The sequence below is a fragment of the Oceanisphaera sp. W20_SRM_FM3 genome (genome assembly GCF_052119705.1).
In the GTDB taxonomy this organism is placed as follows: Bacteria; Pseudomonadota; Gammaproteobacteria; order Enterobacterales; family Aeromonadaceae; genus Oceanimonas.
The window spans coordinates 37,393-54,550 of the sequence record NZ_JBGQOP010000010.1 but is presented as its reverse complement, the minus strand read 5'-3'; the positions used below and the strand labels follow the sequence as shown (position 1 = coordinate 54,550).

16 protein-coding genes are annotated in these 17,158 nt (G+C 49.8%); 14 read left to right on the top strand and 2 right to left on the bottom strand.

Annotation, left to right across the window (positions count from 1 at the left end):
* Positions 1 to 264: 264 nt before the first annotated feature.
* The 10 genes from acs (at position 265) to ACEN2G_RS07400 (ending at position 10,523) form a co-directional block, all read left to right on the top strand.
* Positions 265 to 2,214: an acetate--CoA ligase gene (gene acs / locus ACEN2G_RS07445; RefSeq protein WP_442020848.1), complete on the top strand. Its 1,950-nt coding sequence runs from the start codon at positions 265 to 267 to the stop codon at positions 2,212 to 2,214.
* A 596-nt stretch (positions 2,215 to 2,810) separates the two neighbouring features.
* Complete coding sequence (aroQ, locus tag ACEN2G_RS07440; protein ID WP_442020847.1) at positions 2,811 to 3,260, top strand: type II 3-dehydroquinate dehydratase; 450 nt, start codon at positions 2,811 to 2,813, stop codon at positions 3,258 to 3,260.
* Positions 3,261 to 3,296: 36 nt separating this feature from the next.
* Positions 3,297 to 3,758, top strand: a complete 462-nt coding sequence (accB, locus tag ACEN2G_RS07435) for an acetyl-CoA carboxylase biotin carboxyl carrier protein (RefSeq protein WP_442020846.1) — start codon at positions 3,297 to 3,299, stop codon at positions 3,756 to 3,758.
* 10 nt (positions 3,759 to 3,768) lie between these two features.
* Positions 3,769 to 5,109: an acetyl-CoA carboxylase biotin carboxylase subunit gene (gene accC / locus ACEN2G_RS07430; protein ID WP_442020845.1), complete on the top strand. Its 1,341-nt coding sequence runs from the start codon at positions 3,769 to 3,771 to the stop codon at positions 5,107 to 5,109.
* A 423-nt stretch (positions 5,110 to 5,532) separates the two neighbouring features.
* The gene (locus tag ACEN2G_RS07425; protein WP_442020844.1) at positions 5,533 to 5,913 is read left to right on the top strand and encodes a YhdT family protein; all 381 of its coding nucleotides are present in this window, start codon (positions 5,533 to 5,535) and stop codon (positions 5,911 to 5,913) included.
* A 9-nt stretch (positions 5,914 to 5,922) separates the two neighbouring features.
* Positions 5,923 to 7,434 (top strand): sodium/pantothenate symporter, encoded by a 1,512-nt coding sequence (gene panF, locus ACEN2G_RS07420; protein ID WP_442020843.1) that lies wholly within the window; start codon positions 5,923 to 5,925, stop codon positions 7,432 to 7,434.
* 153 nt (positions 7,435 to 7,587) lie between these two features.
* Entirely contained in the window at positions 7,588 to 8,463 is an 876-nt protein-coding gene (gene prmA / locus ACEN2G_RS07415) for a 50S ribosomal protein L11 methyltransferase (RefSeq protein WP_442020842.1), read from the top strand.
* Positions 8,464 to 8,770: 307 nt separating this feature from the next.
* Positions 8,771 to 9,736: a tRNA dihydrouridine synthase DusB gene (dusB, locus tag ACEN2G_RS07410; protein WP_442020841.1), complete on the top strand. Its 966-nt coding sequence runs from the start codon at positions 8,771 to 8,773 to the stop codon at positions 9,734 to 9,736.
* A gap of 25 nt (positions 9,737 to 9,761) precedes the next feature.
* Positions 9,762 to 10,061: a DNA-binding transcriptional regulator Fis gene (gene fis, locus ACEN2G_RS07405; protein WP_442020840.1), complete on the top strand. Its 300-nt coding sequence runs from the start codon at positions 9,762 to 9,764 to the stop codon at positions 10,059 to 10,061.
* Between the two features lie 276 nt (positions 10,062 to 10,337).
* Positions 10,338 to 10,523 (top strand): helix-turn-helix transcriptional regulator, encoded by a 186-nt coding sequence (locus ACEN2G_RS07400; protein WP_442020839.1) that lies wholly within the window; start codon positions 10,338 to 10,340, stop codon positions 10,521 to 10,523.
* 774 nt (positions 10,524 to 11,297) lie between these two features.
* On the opposite strand, the gene ACEN2G_RS07395 is transcribed toward ACEN2G_RS07400, so the two are convergent.
* Together ACEN2G_RS07395 and ACEN2G_RS07390 are read right to left on the bottom strand one after the other, a co-directional pair.
* The gene (locus ACEN2G_RS07395; RefSeq protein ID WP_442020838.1) at positions 11,298 to 12,392 is read right to left on the bottom strand and encodes a sensor domain-containing diguanylate cyclase; all 1,095 of its coding nucleotides are present in this window, start codon (positions 12,390 to 12,392) and stop codon (positions 11,298 to 11,300) included.
* 812 nt (positions 12,393 to 13,204) lie between these two features.
* Positions 13,205 to 14,101, bottom strand: coding sequence for a LysR family transcriptional regulator (locus ACEN2G_RS07390; protein WP_442020837.1), 897 nt, complete (start codon positions 14,099 to 14,101; stop codon positions 13,205 to 13,207).
* A 132-nt stretch (positions 14,102 to 14,233) separates the two neighbouring features.
* Here ACEN2G_RS07390 and ACEN2G_RS07385 point away from each other — a divergent pair, with 132 nt between their 5' ends.
* Genes ACEN2G_RS07385 through ACEN2G_RS07370 form a run of 4 tightly spaced genes read left to right on the top strand, consistent with a single transcriptional unit; the run spans position 14,234 to position 17,151 of the window.
* Positions 14,234 to 14,680: a DoxX family protein gene (locus ACEN2G_RS07385; RefSeq protein WP_442020836.1), complete on the top strand. Its 447-nt coding sequence runs from the start codon at positions 14,234 to 14,236 to the stop codon at positions 14,678 to 14,680.
* A 37-nt stretch (positions 14,681 to 14,717) separates the two neighbouring features.
* The gene (locus ACEN2G_RS07380) at positions 14,718 to 15,326 is read left to right on the top strand and encodes an FMN-dependent NADH-azoreductase (RefSeq protein WP_442020835.1); all 609 of its coding nucleotides are present in this window, start codon (positions 14,718 to 14,720) and stop codon (positions 15,324 to 15,326) included.
* Positions 15,326 to 16,294: a glutathione S-transferase family protein gene (locus ACEN2G_RS07375; RefSeq protein WP_442020834.1), complete on the top strand. Its 969-nt coding sequence runs from the start codon at positions 15,326 to 15,328 to the stop codon at positions 16,292 to 16,294. Before ACEN2G_RS07380 ends, ACEN2G_RS07375 begins: the two co-directional genes overlap by 1 nt.
* A complete protein-coding gene (locus ACEN2G_RS07370) occupies positions 16,291 to 17,151 on the top strand; it encodes a pirin family protein (RefSeq protein WP_442020833.1) in 861 nt (286 codons plus the stop codon). The genes ACEN2G_RS07375 and ACEN2G_RS07370 overlap by 4 nt, the downstream gene beginning before the upstream one ends.
* Positions 17,152 to 17,158: the final 7 nt, after the last annotated feature.

Sequence of the window (17,158 nt, the reverse complement as noted above, 5' to 3'; positions counted from 1 at the left end):
GCAGTCGAATATGCTAAAAATAAGCCACGCTTAGTCATTATCTCAGCACTGGCTAGCCAAAAGTCTAATTGAGTGATGCGCCAATCTGCGTCACCTTGTTCATATTGGTTACAAATAGGCTACATAATAGTTAATAGCGCCTATTAACCCAAATTTACTGTCCCGTGCTTTGCCCCCTATTTATTGAGCCGTGTTGATGAATTGGTATTGTTCAATTTAAGTCTTACCTTAGGGGTTACGGGTTTTACACCAAGGAGCGGAATAATGAGTGAAGTTAAGGTTCATCCGATTAAGGCAGACATTGCCGAGCACGCCCACATAGACAATGCGGGTTACCTGCGCATGTATAAAGAGTCTATTGAAAATCCTGATAAATTTTGGGGCGAGCAAGGTAAAAACCTCGATTGGATCAAGCCCTACACCAAGGTGAAACATACCTCCTATGATCCCGGCCACGTCAGCATTAAGTGGTTTGAAGACGGCACTCTTAACTTATCCGCCAACTGTATTGACCGCCATCTTGCCACCAAGGCCGATCAAGTGGCCATTATCTGGGAAGGCGACAGCCCTGATGACGATAAAAAAGTCACTTATCGTGAACTGCACGAGCAAGTGTGTCGTTTTGCCAACGTCTTAAAAGCCCAAGGTGTGAAAAAAGGCGACGTAGTCAGCTTATATATGCCGATGGTGGTCGAAGCCGCCGTGGCCATGCTGGCCTGTGCCCGCATTGGTGCCGTGCACTCTGTGGTATTTGGTGGTTTCTCACCGGATGCGGTGGCGAGCCGCATTATCGACTCCAACGCAAAATTGGTGATCACCGCCGATGAAGGACTGCGCGGCGGTCGTACCGTGCCATTAAAAGCTAACGTAGATGCGGCACTCACTAAACCCGGCGTCAGTAAAGACTGCAAGGTGATCGTCTATCAGCGCACCGGCGGCAATGTTGCCTGGGATAGCGATCGCAATATCTGGTGGCATGAAGCCGCAGCTCAAGTGGATGCAGTATGCGAGCCAGAAGAAATGAGCGCCGAAGACCCGCTGTTTATTCTCTATACCTCGGGCTCCACTGGCACGCCAAAAGGCGTATTGCACACCACAGGCGGCTACTTGGTGTATGCGGCCATGACCTTTAAGTACATCTTCGATTATCACGACGGCGATGTGCACTGGTGCACCGCAGACGTAGGCTGGGTCACCGGTCACTCTTATATTCTGTATGGCCCGCTGGCTAATGGTGCGACTACCTTAATGTTTGAAGGTATTCCTAACTACCCGAAAACCAGCCGCATGAGCGAAATTGTTGATAAGCATCAAGTCAATATTCTGTATACGGCACCCACCGCCATTCGCGCTTTTATGGCCAAAGGCAATGAAGCAGTAGAAGGCACTAGCCGTAAGAGCTTGCGCATTTTAGGCTCGGTCGGTGAGCCCATTAACCCAGAAGCCTGGGAATGGTATTACCGCGTGATTGGCGATAATCGCTGCCCGATTGTCGATACTTGGTGGCAAACCGAAACCGGCGGCATCTTAATTGCGCCGCTACCCGGTGCCACGGCATTAAAAGCCGGCTCCGCCACCCGTCCCTTCTTTGGTGTGCAGCCCGCCATAGTAGATGGCGAAGGTAATATTCTAGACGGCGCGGTAGAAGGAAACTTAGTTATTCTCGATTCTTGGCCCGGCCAAATGCGCACCATTTATGGGGATCACGACCGCTTCGAGCAAACCTACTTCTCTACTTTCCCCGGCACTTACTTTTGTGGTGACGGCGCTAAGCGTGACGAAGACGGTTACTACTGGATCACCGGTCGCGTAGACGATGTACTCAACGTATCAGGGCATCGCATGGGTACCGCCGAGATAGAATCCGCATTAGTGGCGCACCCTAAGATTGCCGAAGCGGCGATTGTGGGTGTGCCGCACGAGATCAAAGGTCAAGGCATTTATGCCTATATCACCTTGAACGAGGGTGAAGTGCCGAGCGCTGAGCTGCATAAAGAAGTGAAGGACTGGGTGCGCAAAGAAATTGGCCCCATCGCCACACCGGATATTATTCACTGGGCAGAAGGCTTACCGAAAACCCGCTCCGGTAAAATCATGCGTCGAATCTTGCGTAAAATTGCCACCGGCGAAACGGATACCTTGGGCGATACCTCGACACTTGCGGATCCGTCCGTAGTAGATCGTCTGATTGCCGAGCGTGGTCAAGTTTCTTAAAAGCTTGGGCTTAAATGAGTTAGCAAGCGCCAGAATTTGACTAAGCGTTCTGACCACGTGTTCTGATTAAAGAGTTCTGATTAAAGAGTTCTGATTAAAGAGTTCTGAGCCAACGCCGCCCTAGTCTAGGGTGGCGTTTTTTTATGGCTAACATTGCAATGAGCTATGCAGCGCGCTTTGTTGTTTAAAATCCAAAGCTCAGCGTGACCGCCTACGCCCTCTTTACCAAAGACGACCGGCTACAAGAGAAACATACTTGTTTAGCTCGGCGTCGCATGTGCCGTAAATCCCCTAAAATATCGACTAGATCACGGAATTTTCGCCGATATGAGGTTTACTGTCCGGCACACATTAGACAAACATGGGGTTAATACCGAACAAGCAGCCATCAGGTGCACTAAAAAACCAGCTAAGCTGGTGAAATTTGAGTTTATTTAGTGATTAGACCAGTAATTTGCTGCCAATTTCCACGAAATCACTATAATTGGCCGGTCTGAGCCAAACCGAACGATTTTATTTGCCAGCAATAGGCAAAAACGGATAGGCTCCTTACTTAACGCTGTGAACACCGCAAGATTGCCGAGGATTGCTACACGATGGCCGAACATTTCCGAATTCTGTTGCTTAACGGACCTAACCTCAATTTGTTAGGTCAGCGCGAACCCGGTATTTACGGTCAAAATAGCTTAACCGACATAGTGGCCGGCTTAACGCAGCAAGCCGCAGCGCAGAATATCGCGCTCAGTCATCTGCAATCCAATGCGGAACATCAACTGATTGATGCCATCCACCAAGCTTACGGCCAGCAGGATTTTATTATTATTAATCCTGCTGCTTTTACGCACACCAGTGTGGCCATTCGTGATGCCTTGTTAGGGGTGAATATCCCTTTCATTGAAGTGCATTTATCGAATGTGCATGCGCGTGAGCCGTTTCGCCACCACTCCTATTTGGCCGATAAGGCAGTAGGCGTGATTTGCGGCTTGGGCAGTGATGGCTACGAATTTGCCCTGGAAGCGGCGACCCGCTTTTTACGTCGCCGTTAATTTCCAACTCAGTAATAACATAACAAGAGAATGCTCATGGATATTCGTAAAATTAAAAAACTGATCGAACTGGTTGAAGAGTCTGGCATTGCCGAATTGGAAATCTCCGAAGGTGAAGAATCTGTTCGTATCAGCCGTTACGGTAATCCCGGCCAGAACGTGCAGCCACAATATCAGCAATACCAAGCGGCTCCAGCTCCAGCAGCCCCTATTGCAGCGGCCTTGTCTGCTGTTGCTGACGAGCCTGCAGCGCCTGTAGTAAGCGGCCATGTGATGCGCTCGCCAATGGTAGGCACCTTCTACCGCGCGTCTAGCCCAGGTGCAAAAAACTTCTCCGAAGTGGGCCAAACCGTGAACGTGGGCGACACCTTGTGTATCGTTGAAGCCATGAAGATGATGAACCAAATCGAAGCTGACAAAGCCGGTGTCATTAAAGCCATCTTAATTGACAATGGCGAGCCGGTTGAATTTGACGAGCCGCTGTTCATTATCGAATAAAGGAAGTCTCATGCTGGATAAAGTAGTCATCGCCAACCGCGGTGAAATTGCCTTACGGATCCTGCGCGCTTGTAAAGAGCTGGGGATCAAAACGGTTGCCGTGCATTCCACCGCCGACCGTGAACTTAAGCACGTACTGTTAGCAGACGAGTCCATCTGTATTGGTGGCAATCAGTCTAGCCAGTCGTATTTGAACATTCCGTCTATTATTGCCGCCGCCGAAGTCACTGATGCGGTCGCAATTCACCCCGGTTACGGCTTCTTGGCAGAAAACGCCGACTTTGCCGACCAGGTTGAAAAGTCAGGCTTCGTATTCATCGGCCCTAAAGGCGACACCATTCGCTTAATGGGCGATAAAGTGTCGGCCATTGCCGCCATGAAGAAAACCGGCGTACCTTGTGTACCCGGTTCAGACGGCCCGATCAGCGACGACGCTAAAAAGAACGCCGCCATTGCCAAGCGCATTGGTTATCCGGTGATCATCAAAGCCGCAGCTGGCGGTGGTGGTCGCGGCATGCGCGTAGTGCGCAATGAAGCCGAACTGGAAAGAGCCATTGCCATGACCAAAGCCGAAGCGGGCGCGGCCTTTGGTAGTGACGTGGTTTACATGGAGAAATACCTAGAAAACCCACGCCACATCGAAATCCAGATCTTGGCCGACGGTCAAGGCAAAGCCATCCACTTAGGTGAGCGCGATTGCTCTATGCAACGTCGCCATCAAAAAGTAGTGGAAGAAGCGCCAGCACCGGGCATTACCGAAGAAATGCGTAAGTTCATCGGTGAGCGTTGCTGCCGTGCTTGTGTCGACATCGGCTATCGCGGTGCCGGTACTTTCGAGTTCTTGTATGAAAACGGCGAGTTCTATTTCATTGAAATGAACACCCGTATTCAGGTTGAGCACCCCATCACCGAAATGATCACAGGTGTGGACTTAATCAAAGAACAGCTGCGCATCGCGGCCGGCATGCCATTGTCGATTACTCAAGAGCAAGTGACCATTCGTGGGCATGCGATTGAGTGTCGTATTAACGCCGAAGATCCGAAGAGCTTTATTCCAAGCCCGGGTGAAATCAAGTTGTTCCACTCTCCAGGTGGCTTAGGCGTACGTTGGGATTCGCATATTTATGCGGGCTACAAAGTACCTCCGTATTACGACTCCATGATCGGTAAGCTGATCTGCTACGGCGAAAACCGCGATATCGCGATCGCCCGCATGACGCACGCCCTGAACGAGCTGGTAATTGAAGGTATTAAAACCAACATTCCGCTGCATCAAGAAATCATGCGTGATGAAAACTTCCGCAACGGCGGCACCAACATTCACTACCTAGAGAAAAAACTGGGTCTGTAATATTGGTTGCTCGCCTTGTTTGTAGGCGAAAGTGCGAAAGCTAAACGGCGCCTCAGGGCGCCGTTTTTTTATGAGCGCATGACAGCTAACAGCGCAAAACCTAACAAAAGACACTGACCAAACCGTGGCGAATAAATTGCCACACTACAGAAGAACGGTTTTTGTAGCCGCCAACTTGTTCGGCGGGCCAGCGTAGCTGGATGATGTTAAATTAACGACGAACCGTGGCGAAGTCCTCTTCGTCGAAGATACGGCCACCTAAAAAAACGGCCCAATTTTTATCGCTTGCTGCTGGGTGCCCTGCACCCTGCACTCTCTTTTACTGCGAGTTTCAGCTCACATTTCTCCGCTACCTCACTCCTCACCGACAGTGTAAATATGTTATGGTGCGGATCTGCGATTTTTTAATGCGCCATCAAACACATGAACAAAATAGTGACTATTGCGCACCGTGAAGCGGCACTCAGTGTATCGCTAGCTTTGCTGTATATGCTCGGCTGGTGGCTGAGTGCCTACGCCGTACCGGCCACAACCATGTGGCACGGTTGGCCCTTGTGGTTTTTGTTGAGCTGCGTATTTAATCCGCTGCTGTTTATTGGCTTATGCGCGATTATGATAAAACGCTATTTTAAAAACCTGCCGCTCGACGCTGCGCTAACGGGTGCCGGCACTGATGAGGCTAACGTCACTGATGCCGGATTAACGACCAAAGCCACAGCACCTATCATTGAGGCCGCCTCCATGACTCAAGCTGATGCCACACACGCCGCTGTCGCGTTACGCACCCACTTACGCCCTCATTAAAGACTAAACATGAACCTTGCACTAATAGTTCCGTTAATCTGCTATTTACTGGCCATGTTGGGCTTGGGCTTTTACTTAAGCCGTCGTCCCACTGAGGGCAACTTTGTCGAAGATTACTTCTTAGGCAACCGTTCCATGGGCGGCTTTGTGTTGGCCATGACCATGGTGGCTACTTATGCCTCGGCCTCGTCTTTTATTGGCGGGCCGGGGGCGGCTTACAGCTTAGGGCTAGGCTGGGTGTTGCTGGCCATGATCCAAGTGCCTACCGTGTGGTTGACGCTCGGCGTCTTGGGCAAGCAGTTCGCGGTAATCGCGCGGCGCGTCAATGCGCTCACCATCAACGACATGCTCTATGCCCGTTATCAAAGCCCGTTAGTAGTGGTTTTGGCGGCACTGGGGTTATTAGCGGCTTTTATTGCCACTATGGTGGTGCAGTTTATCGGTGGCGCGCGCCTGCTAGAAACCGTGACCGGCCTGCCCTATCAAGGCGGCCTGATTATTTTTGCCACTACCGTGATGCTCTATACGCTAATTGGCGGCTTTAGGGCGGTCGTGGTCACGGATGCGGTGCAAGGCATCTTAATGCTGATTGGCACAGTCGTGCTGTTGGTGGGCGTGCTTTATGCGGGCGGTGGTGCCAGTGCCATGTTTAGTGCCTTGGCCGATATAGACTCAGGTTTAGTGTCGCCGCGCGGCCCCGATGACTTTTTAAGTAGCAGCTTTATGCTGTCGTTTTGGGTACTGGTCTGTTTTGGCGTGATTGGCCTGCCGCATTCGGCGGTGCGCTGCTTGGCGTATAAAGACAGCAAAGCCATGCACAAAGGCATTATTATTGGCACCCTAGTGGGCGCGCTCTTGATGTTTGGTATGCACTTTGCCGGCGCCTTGGGCCGAGTATTAATACCCGAGCTCACCGTGCCCGATAAAGTCATGCCCACTTTAATACTCACCGTATTGCCGCCGATAGTGGCAGGCTTATTTTTAGCCGGCCCCATGGCGGCCATTATGTCGACTATCGACTCCCAGTTGATCCAAGCCTCGGCCACCATAGTGAAAGACTTATATTTGAATTATGTCAGCCGCAAGTCTGGCCATACCCCGCCCTCACCGACCTTTATTAAGCGCGCCAGCCGTTTGGTAACGCTGGCCGTGGGCGTAATCGTCTTGTTCGCCGCCCTTAGCCCGCCGGACATGATCATCTGGCTAAACTTGTTAGCCTTTGGCGCCCTGCAAGCCATCTTCTTTTGGCCCTTAGTGTTGGGCTTATATTGGTGGCGCGGCACCGCCACAGGTGCGCTGGCCTCCATGCTAGTGGGCGCGCTCAGCTACGGCCTGCTCGCTACATTCGATATTAAATTGTTTGGCCTGCACGCCATAGTGCCCAGCCTAGCGCTGTCTGGCCTCGCCTACGTTATCGGTTCATTGCTCAGCCCAGCACCTTGTGCCAAAGTGAGGGCCTTGTTTGGGAAAAGCGGCGCCGAGCACCCAGAGCCCAGAGCCCAGCACGAGACCAATACTTAACAGCCCACCGCATAGCAATGGTTTTGTAGGGTCGAATTCATTCGACCGTTTTAGATTGCGCCACCCTTATTGGTCGAATGAATTCGACCCTACAAGTTCTGGCGCTATGTTTTTATGCTAGAATCGGCCTTTACCGTTTGATGAAGCCACGCCATGCCTTGGATACAAATTCGCATTAATGCCACCGAAAAAACCGCCGACAAGGTCAGTAATATGCTGCTCGGGCGCGGTGCTCAGGCGGTGACCTATATGGACGCCGAAGACAAGCCCGTGTATGAACCCCTGCCTGGCGAAACCCTATTGTGGGACGACACCATAGTAGTGGGTATGTTTGATGCCGCCACGGATCCAGATCCTATCATTACCTTCTTAAAGAAATTCTATCGCAAAGATCTCACCTATAAGGTGGAGCAACTAGAAGATAAAGACTGGGTACGCGAGTGGATGGACAGCTTTCATCCGATGCGCTTTGGCGATCGCTTGTGGATCTGCCCAAGCTGGCGCGATGTACCAGACCCTACGGCGGTGAATGTGATGCTGGATCCGGGTCTCGCCTTTGGTACCGGCACCCACCCGACAACTGCTTTGTGTTTAGAGTGGTTAGACGGCCAAGATCTCACCGATAAAACCGTGATCGATTTCGGTTGTGGCTCGGGCATTTTGGCATTGGCCGCTTTAAAGCTGGGTGCCAAACAAGTAATCGGCATCGATATCGACCCCCAAGCCCTGCAAGCAAGCCATGATAATGCCGAGCGCAATGGCGTGGCAGACCGCTTAAAAGTGTATCTGCCCAAAGATCAGCCCGATAATATGAAAGCCGATATAGTCGTGGCCAATATTCTAGCCGGCCCGCTGAAAGAGCTGTCGCCGCTTATTAGCAGTCTGGTTAAGCCCGGCGGTAAGCTCGCGCTGTCTGGTATTCTCGACCTGCAAGCCGAGGGTTTAAACGAGCTCTATGAGCAGTGGTTTACCATGGATGCACCTGAGCTGCGCGAAGAATGGGCTCGCCTCAGCGGACAAAAGCGCTAGGTGCTATGTCTAGGCACTGAACCTAAGGGGCAGCAGTAAGCCTTACGCTGTCAGCGATCAGTTAAAAAGCAAACACCAAATACCGGGCTAGCTCGGTATTTTTATTAGTCCTACTAAAACAAGATTTACAACAAAAACAACTCAAATGACTCTAAAAATAGCTAAATTAGCGACCGATGAAATAGCATAAAAAACACACCAGTCATCTTGACTTATTAAAATTTATCAATCGTTCAATTAATGACCTTTTCAGACTCATTAAAAATGCGTAAGATACGCGACCCTGAGCAAAGATAGCTGTTATCTCATGCAGATTGGTCCTTACAAACTGTCTAGCCCCATTTTGGTGGCTCCTATGGCTGGCGTAACCGACAGACCATTTCGTACTCTATGCTTGCGCATGGGTGCGGGTATGGCGGTGTCAGAAATGATGTCGTCCAACCCTAAGGTATGGCAGACCGAGAAGTCTTTACGGCGTATGGACCATGCAGGAGAAACCGGTATTCGTTCCGTCCAGATTGCCGGGGCCGATCCTGAGTTGATGGCTGAGGCCGCCCAGTTCAATGTGGACCAAGGCGCTCAAATCATCGACATCAACATGGGTTGCCCAGCAAAGAAAGTGAATAAAAAAATGGCAGGGTCCGCCCTGTTGCAATACCCGCAGCTGGTGCAAGAAATTGTCACCGCTGTGGTTAAGGCAGTTTCAGTGCCCGTTACCCTGAAAATTCGTACAGGTTGGGAGCCTGAACACCGTAATGGCGTGGACATTGCTCGTATCGCCGAAGATTGCGGTATTCAGGCCCTAGCCGTGCATGGCCGCACTCGTGCCTGCATGTACAAGGGTGACGCGGAATACGATACCATTAGAGCAATAAAACAAGCCGTCTCTATTCCCATTATTGCTAACGGGGACATCGACAGCCCAGAAAAGGCGCGTTTTGTCTTGGAAGACACAGGCGCCGACGCCATCATGATTGGCCGGGCTGCACAGGGACGGCCTTGGATTTTTAGAGAAATCCGCCACTATCTGGAACAAGGTACTCTACCCGAGCCGCTGCATAAGGACCTGGAGCGTGCCATGATACGGGAGCACGTTGAAGCACTGCACGCGTTTTACGGTGAAGTGTTAGGGGTGCGTATTGCCCGTAAGCATGTGGGTTGGTACCTGAAAGATAGTGATGCGGGCCGTGACTTTCGCAGTGATTTTAATGCCTTTGATGAGGCCGAGCAGCAGCTCGACTCCCTGGCGCATTATTTCGCGAATATAGCTTAACGAACAAAAGAAGAGCCGACTAAATATGTTCGAACAAACTACGACTTCTGATGCACTGGTTACTACCATTAAATCTGCCACCTCTGAGCAGCCTACTCAGCGCCCGTTGCGCAACTCGGTAGACCAAGCGCTGCGTAATTATCTGTCCCAGTTGAATGGTCAGGAAGTAACTGAGTTGTATGAGTTGGTCCTCGCCGAAGTCGAAGCCCCCATGCTGGACGTGATCATGCAATACACTCGCGGTAACCAAACCCGCGCTGCCAACATGATGGGCATCAACCGCGGTACACTGCGCAAGAAGCTCAAAAAGTACGGCATGAACTAAGAACATTTAGTTAACGTATTGAATACAAAAGCGTTATCTCGCAAGAGATAGCGCTTTTTTTGCTTTTGAACCCACAGTTGAACCCACACTTGGCAAAGCACTCAGCTGCAAATATATAACGATGATTAAGACTAAATTTTTCATTGCCCGCCCCTCTTCCCCCCTATTTTTTTAGTACTTTCACGAGTTAACGCAGTAAATCGTCGTTTACAGGAAACACTATCGAGCCTGGTCTCGTTAACCTTGAGCTTCCTTAAAATGAATGAGGTTCAATAGATGAAATACAATCATGACGGTTTAATTTCCATCGCACAGATGTGCAAACTGTTAAATCGCGACCGGCGCACCCTGTGGACCTGGGTTAAGAACGGTGACTTCCCTCAACCTGTACGCCACCAAGGCCGTACGCTCGGCTGGTTAGTCGAGTCATACCGCACGTGGCTAGCTGGGTTGTTAGGCTAGGTTATACAGACTTACACTAGTGTCGAAGACGGACACTGTAATACTAGATATCGGTGTTTGCTCTCGACGGTACTAACTCAGAGGCTGAAGGCTGCTAGATAACATCTACCCGCCCTTTTTTTGGTTGGGAATATCTAGGGTTCGTTCTCATTTGAAATATTTTGCCTCATTAGTCACCTTAGTGCATTTGAGGTATCTGCATGATGAGGTATTACTCGCTACGAGATGACTAATAGGAGCATATCAAAGGTTTTCTACCCAGCAAGAGGAGTAACGGCACGTGATAATCGGCTGTTTGTCGAGGCTGTGCTCTGGATTGAACGTACCGATTCACTTTAGCGGGATTTACCCGATTTCAATGGCCATTAAACATGAAGTTTGTAATTTCTCTGAGCACCGAGGGAAACATTTTGGGGCTATGTTCAGTCTGTTGGCTCTCAAATCAAAATCGAGCGTCTCGGCGTAACTGATGATAGTGAATCAATATCCGATATAACAGTGTATGGATCGCACGCCCCCTAACGGAGGAACTGTTATGGTTGGCCGGTATACAGAAGCTGAAGTCTATCGGTACTAGCAAGAATTTGATCACGCACCAAAAATTCACAAAAAAACGAAATTGGGCGCAGTTCTAGATTCAAGTCAGCTCGCCACTATAATCATTGTGGCCGATATTTTATTGGACGACCAAGTCCACGCGCCCCGAACAGGGATGAGCAACCTCAAAGAGCTTTTAAAAAGAGCAAACTGGTAATGATGCTTAAGATCCACCATTCAAAGAGTGTCTGTTAGCGATGACTCACATACGGTGCAGTTTCGGCCATTTTCCTTAGCCATATATAAGAGTTTGTCTACAATACGCAGACTCTCGTGTGACTCACGGTCTGGCGTTAGGCTACAGATGCCGACGCTAATAGTAATAAATACCGGCTGCTGGTCGACATAGACAATGGGAGCATTCTTTAGCGATTGATGTAATCGTTCCACAGTTTGTAAGGCGTCAGCTTTTGAGGTCATAGGCATCAGTACCATAAACTCTTCTCCTCCCCAGCGGCTGATGACATCAGATTGGCGAAAAATACGGCGGAAAAGCTGCGCAAAGCGCTGGATCACTTCGTCACCGATATCATGGCCAAAATCGTCATTGATGCGTTTAAAATGGTCAAAGTCTATCATCACTAAGGTGGCCTGAGCCTCGCTGCGCTTTATAAGTGCTAGCTCGCGGTCCAGATAGGGTTCGAACGCCCGACGATTAAGCAGCCCAGAGAGCGGATCGGTAGAGGCGAGTTGCAGTAATTCTGCGTGAGCAGTTTTTAACTCTGCGTGCGCCGTTTGTAAATCTTGGATCAGTACCACTTGTTTTTTGTGATGACGTAGCAATTCCAACTGTGTCATCACCTGATTAGCTAATGTACTTAAAGCAAAGCGCTGTTTTTCGCTAATATCTCTGGGATGGTCATCAAGTACACATAGCGTACCCAGTGGATAACCGTCATCATTTTTTAATACGGCGCCAGCATAAAACCGTACATTAGGCTCTCCGGTTACCAGCGGATTATTAACAAAGCGGGGGTCTAGCTTAGTATCCGGCACCACAAATAAACCTTGCTGCAGGATCACATGCTTACAAATAGAGATATCCAGCGGCGTTTCACGCACGTTAAGCCCCAACACTGACTTAAACCATTGCCTGTCTCGGTCAATAAAGTTGATCACCACACTCGGTACATCACAGATGAAAGCGGCAATTTTTGCAATGTCATCAAAAGCGACGTCTGGAGGAGTATCAAGAATATCGTAGTCTGCCAGTGCAGCCAGACGCAGCTCTTCATACTGGGCTGAATGTGTATTGAGTGCTGAATGCGTCATGGGTTGGTTCCAATATAATGATGAAAGCTAGCCAGCTGGCACTATGGTGGCAATGCCATAACGCTGCCAACGATACAGGCTTAGATAAATGAAAGCCTTGTAGCAGATCACAATCGCGCCCTATCAGTAAGAGCCTGCCATGCATAGTCACTCGTCATTTTTGAATTCGTCCTTGTCAGTGTTTTTCCGTGGATTCCGTGGCGAAGAAATCTTATATCGTTAAGAGCATACTACGGCAAATTAGTCGCGCTGAGCCGTAATCACATCTAATTCTGCGACCTCAGTAATAATGACAAATAAAATTATCTGAGAATTCATATGATCAGTGCAACACTCATGGTTTGAGATGAAGCTCTCACTTAATACGGTAAACAATACATAGATACTTAGGGTCTGTTGACCTTTCGCGGTTAAATTTTGTTCGAGTTAAACGCGTTTTTATCGCGGCGAGTGGGGTGTAGCCTAGTCGTTCTAAGCAAACTCCCACTCAACAAAGAGAAAAACGCGTTTAGCCGAACCCGAAGGGCAGCATTTGTGGCGCCTTTCTACGGCGTTATCGCTTATTGATGGAGAATGACTCCATGGCACAAGCGATGCCTTGTATAAAGACTCCACAAACTGCTGCAAAAATCATCTCGAAAGGTCAACAGACCCTAGCCAATACCAACAATTTCATCGGTACGCATGCCAGTAAAAAGCGTACCGTGTAATAATGCCTAAAATCTAGCCGCACTTTGCGAGCAAAAAAACTGTGCTGGGAACTTTTTAAATTGTGAACGCTGATGCATCACCCTGATCCTAGGTAATCAGACCTAACCAAATACGACAGACAATTTTTGAGTTAGCAATTGCAGCCCTTTGCCTTTGTGACTAATTTTCCAAGCCAGATAATGTTCGAAAATAGGGCACTCATTTAACGCCAGCTCGACAAGCTCGCCATTATTGAGTTGATTTTGAATACGCTGTCGCGGTAGGTGGCCTACGCCTATGCCTGCCATTATCGCCTCCACTTTCTGATCGATGTTTTGCACGTAGAAATGTTTACCGTCACTGCTTAAACCCGCGTTTCGGGTAATATCAACGATGGAGGTATCGTGTGTAATAACCCTCCGAACTTCAGGCAGGGAATCTTGTAACGCATCGGGGTTAGTCGCTATGCTTGCCAGTTCATGACCAGACGCAACAACCGGCACCAGATCGGGACGCGCCAATAGCAGTGCCCGGTAACCTTTTTGCAGTGGCACGGGTCCGGGTGAGCCGACGATCAAATCTACCCGGTCTAGCTCAAGCGCCTCCCACCCGCCGTTCAGCACGGCTTCACACACATCGATTTCAACCGTGGGATGTGCCTTGAGAAATTCACCAAGCACGCCAAAAAAATCAGGGTAAGACTGCATTGACTCTACGGCGATGCGAATACGAGGCTCCCACCCCGTGGCCACTTCCTTTGCCTTATTCGCCAGTCGCGCTGTGGTGTGAAGTATGTCTCTCCCTTCAACCAATATCAGTCGCCCGGCTGACGTTAACACCGAACGGCGCCCCTGCCGCTGAAACAGAGTAATATCAAGCTGCTCTTCCAGTTTTTGCACCGCATAGGACACGGCCGAGGTGGCTTTGTTCAGCTCTTCAGCCGCTTTCGCGAAACTTCCCCGTCGCTCGATGGCATCCAGTGTTTCCAGCACCTCTATTGTTATTGGGTTCTTTGCCATTCTGCCTCCAAAAACATTGTTCTAATATTTAGAACATTCTGAACAGATATTAACGCTTATTGCGCTTTCCTCAATCCTTATAATGGTTCCATCATTTAAACAAACCGACAGCTTCCGTTTTGGAGAAATACAATGAAAGCATTCATTAATGCGTTAACCGCTAGCGCTGCGGGTGTGGATACCCTCCCCCTTCGCCTCGGAGCCGGCGTAATATTTGCCGCCCACGGAGGTCAAAAATTATTTGGCTGGTTTGGTGGCTATGGCTTGGAAGGCACAGCAGGTTGGATGACGTCTATTGGCCTCGAGCCTGGGATGCTGATGGCAGCCATGGCCGGTGGTGCCGAATTTTTTGGTGGCTTGTTGCTGATCGCGGGCTTAATGACTCGCCCGGCAGCGTTAATGCTGGCCATCACTATGCTCGTCGCCATCGCCACGGTTCATCTGTCAAATGGGCTGTTTATGTCAAATAACGGTTACGAATTCGGCCTCGCCTTGCTAGTGATCAGTATTGCTCTGGTATTCAGGGGTGCTGGCAGCCTCAGTGTGGATCGTTTACTGCACACGCGACTGGATCAGTAAATAGACCTTTATCAATCAGCATGACGGGAGTCATCATATGACGGTTTTACATATCAATAGCAGTGCACGATTAAGCAACTCCAATACTCGTATCATCGGGCAATATCTGGTGGACGCGTTAGCGGAGCCGACTATTAGCCGGGACTTGGCACAACAGCCCTTGCCGACCATTAATGCCGAGGATCTCATGGCGGTTCACAGTTCATCCGCGAGTGATAGCGCCAGCTTAAAAGCTCAATTAAGCTTGTCGGAGCAATTGATTGATGAGTTGAGAAACGCCGACACCCTGATACTGGCAGCACCTATGTACAACTTTGGGATCCCGGCCACATTAAAACAATGGATCGATAGCATCTGTCGTGCAGGTGTCAGTTTTAAATACACAGAGCAGGGACCGGTGGGTTTACTGGGTATAAAACGGGCTTTCATTATCACCGCCTCCGGTGGCACCCCTGTCGGTAGTGAAATGGACTTTGCCAGTCGCTACCTGGAGCATATTTGCAAATTTATTGGTATCGGCGAGGTGTTCCATATCGATGCCAGCGGATCTAAAGGCACGCCAGAGCAAGTCATTGCACAAGGTAAACGCCAAGTGGATGTTCTGGTGTCTACACTCTTGACCAATGCGTTTACAGGAGAGGCATAATGGGCTTATTACAACAAGGGAAATGGGTTGATCAGTGGTACGACACCGGCAATAGCGGTGGTGAGTTTCGCCGTCAGGAGAGTCGCTTCAGACATTGGCTGACACCCGATGGCAAAGCAGGGCCAAACGGGGAGCCCGGCTTTAAAGCTGAGAAAGGCCGCTACCATTTGTATGTGTCTCTGGCCTGCCCATGGGCACACCGCACGCTGATTTTTCGTGAAATAAAGCAGCTGCAAGCGTATATCGATGTCACCGTGGTCGAGCCGGTGATGCTGAAAAATGGCTGGGAGATGAATGACCCACTTTATGGTTTTGACTTTCTTTATCAACTGTACTTAAAAGCGGATGCCAGCTACGAAGGCCGCGTTACGGTGCCGGTGTTGTGGGACACGCAAACTCAGACCATTGTCAGCAATGAATCATCAGAGATTATCCGTATGTTTAATACTGCGTTTAATCATCTAACAGGCAACATGACAGACTACTACCCAGAGACGTTACACAAGCAGATTAACGCTCTGAATGATCGTATCTACGACACCATCAATAACGGGGTCTATCGCGCCGGCTTTGCCACCACCCAAGAGTCCTATGAAAAGGCTTACCATAGCTTGTTCGATTCGCTGGATTGGATCGAAGGTTTGCTCGCGCAGCAGCGCTACCTAACGGGAGATCAGCTGACGGAAGCCGATTGGCGCTTGTTTACCACCTTGATCCGTTTCGATGCCGTGTATTTTGGTCACTTTAAAACCAATCGCCAGTTGCTGGCAGATTATCCGGCGATGAGTGGTTATGTACGCGAGTTGTACCAAATATCTGGTGTGGCTGACACCGTCAGCTTTGAGCATATCAAGACCCACTATTATGCGAGCCACTTGATGATCAATCCCACCGGCATCATTCCCGTAGGACCAGTTCAGGATTTTACCGCCGCCCATGGTCGAGAACAGCAGGGAGAAAATCGATGAGAGAGTTAATTCAAGTGATACCTGCTCGCCCTACTCAGGATGGTGACGGCGTCAAGATCCATCGCCTAGCAGGACAGCGTCTGCATCCGGTACTCAATCCTTTTTTGATGATTGATGAAATCAACTCCGACGATGCGGCCGATTATATTGGCGGCTTTCCCGAACATCCTCATCGAGGCTTTGAAACCATTACCTATATGAAGGCTGGGCGTATGCGCCACCGCGACCACATGGGTAATGAAGGCGTTATCAGCGCCGGTGATGTGCAATGGATGACCGCGGGCGCAGGCGTGCTGCACTCGGAAATGCCCGAGCAGGAGCACGGCCTGCTGCACGGCTTTCAAATCTGGCTGAATTTGCCTGCCGCTGAAAAAATGAAGCCTGCAGCCTATCAGGAGATGGTGAGTGCTGATATATCCGAGCAGCGGCTATCAAGCGGTGGCATGGTTCGCGTTATCGCCGGTAACGTGACCATCAATCAGCATACACTACAAGGTCCGTTACCTGAGATTTCGACGCAACCTGTTTTTATCGATGTGCAATTGACGGGTAATGAAACCGTTGAGCTGTCTTTCAATGCCGATAACGCTGTACTGGTGTATGTCTATAAAGGTGCAACAGATTTGATCGGGTCGCGGCAGCTGGGCATTTACGCTAAAGGCAACACATTACAACTGCAAGCTAGCCCCTCAGGTGCGGAGATATTAGTGCTTAGCGGCCGCGCGATTGAAGAGCCTGTGGTGCAATACGGCCCTTTTGTGATGAATACACCCGATGAAATTGAACAGGCAATACATGACTTTAGCAATCCGCAGTTTCTAAACCAGTTAACGTCCGGTAGAAAAACAGGGCCTTAACAAGACT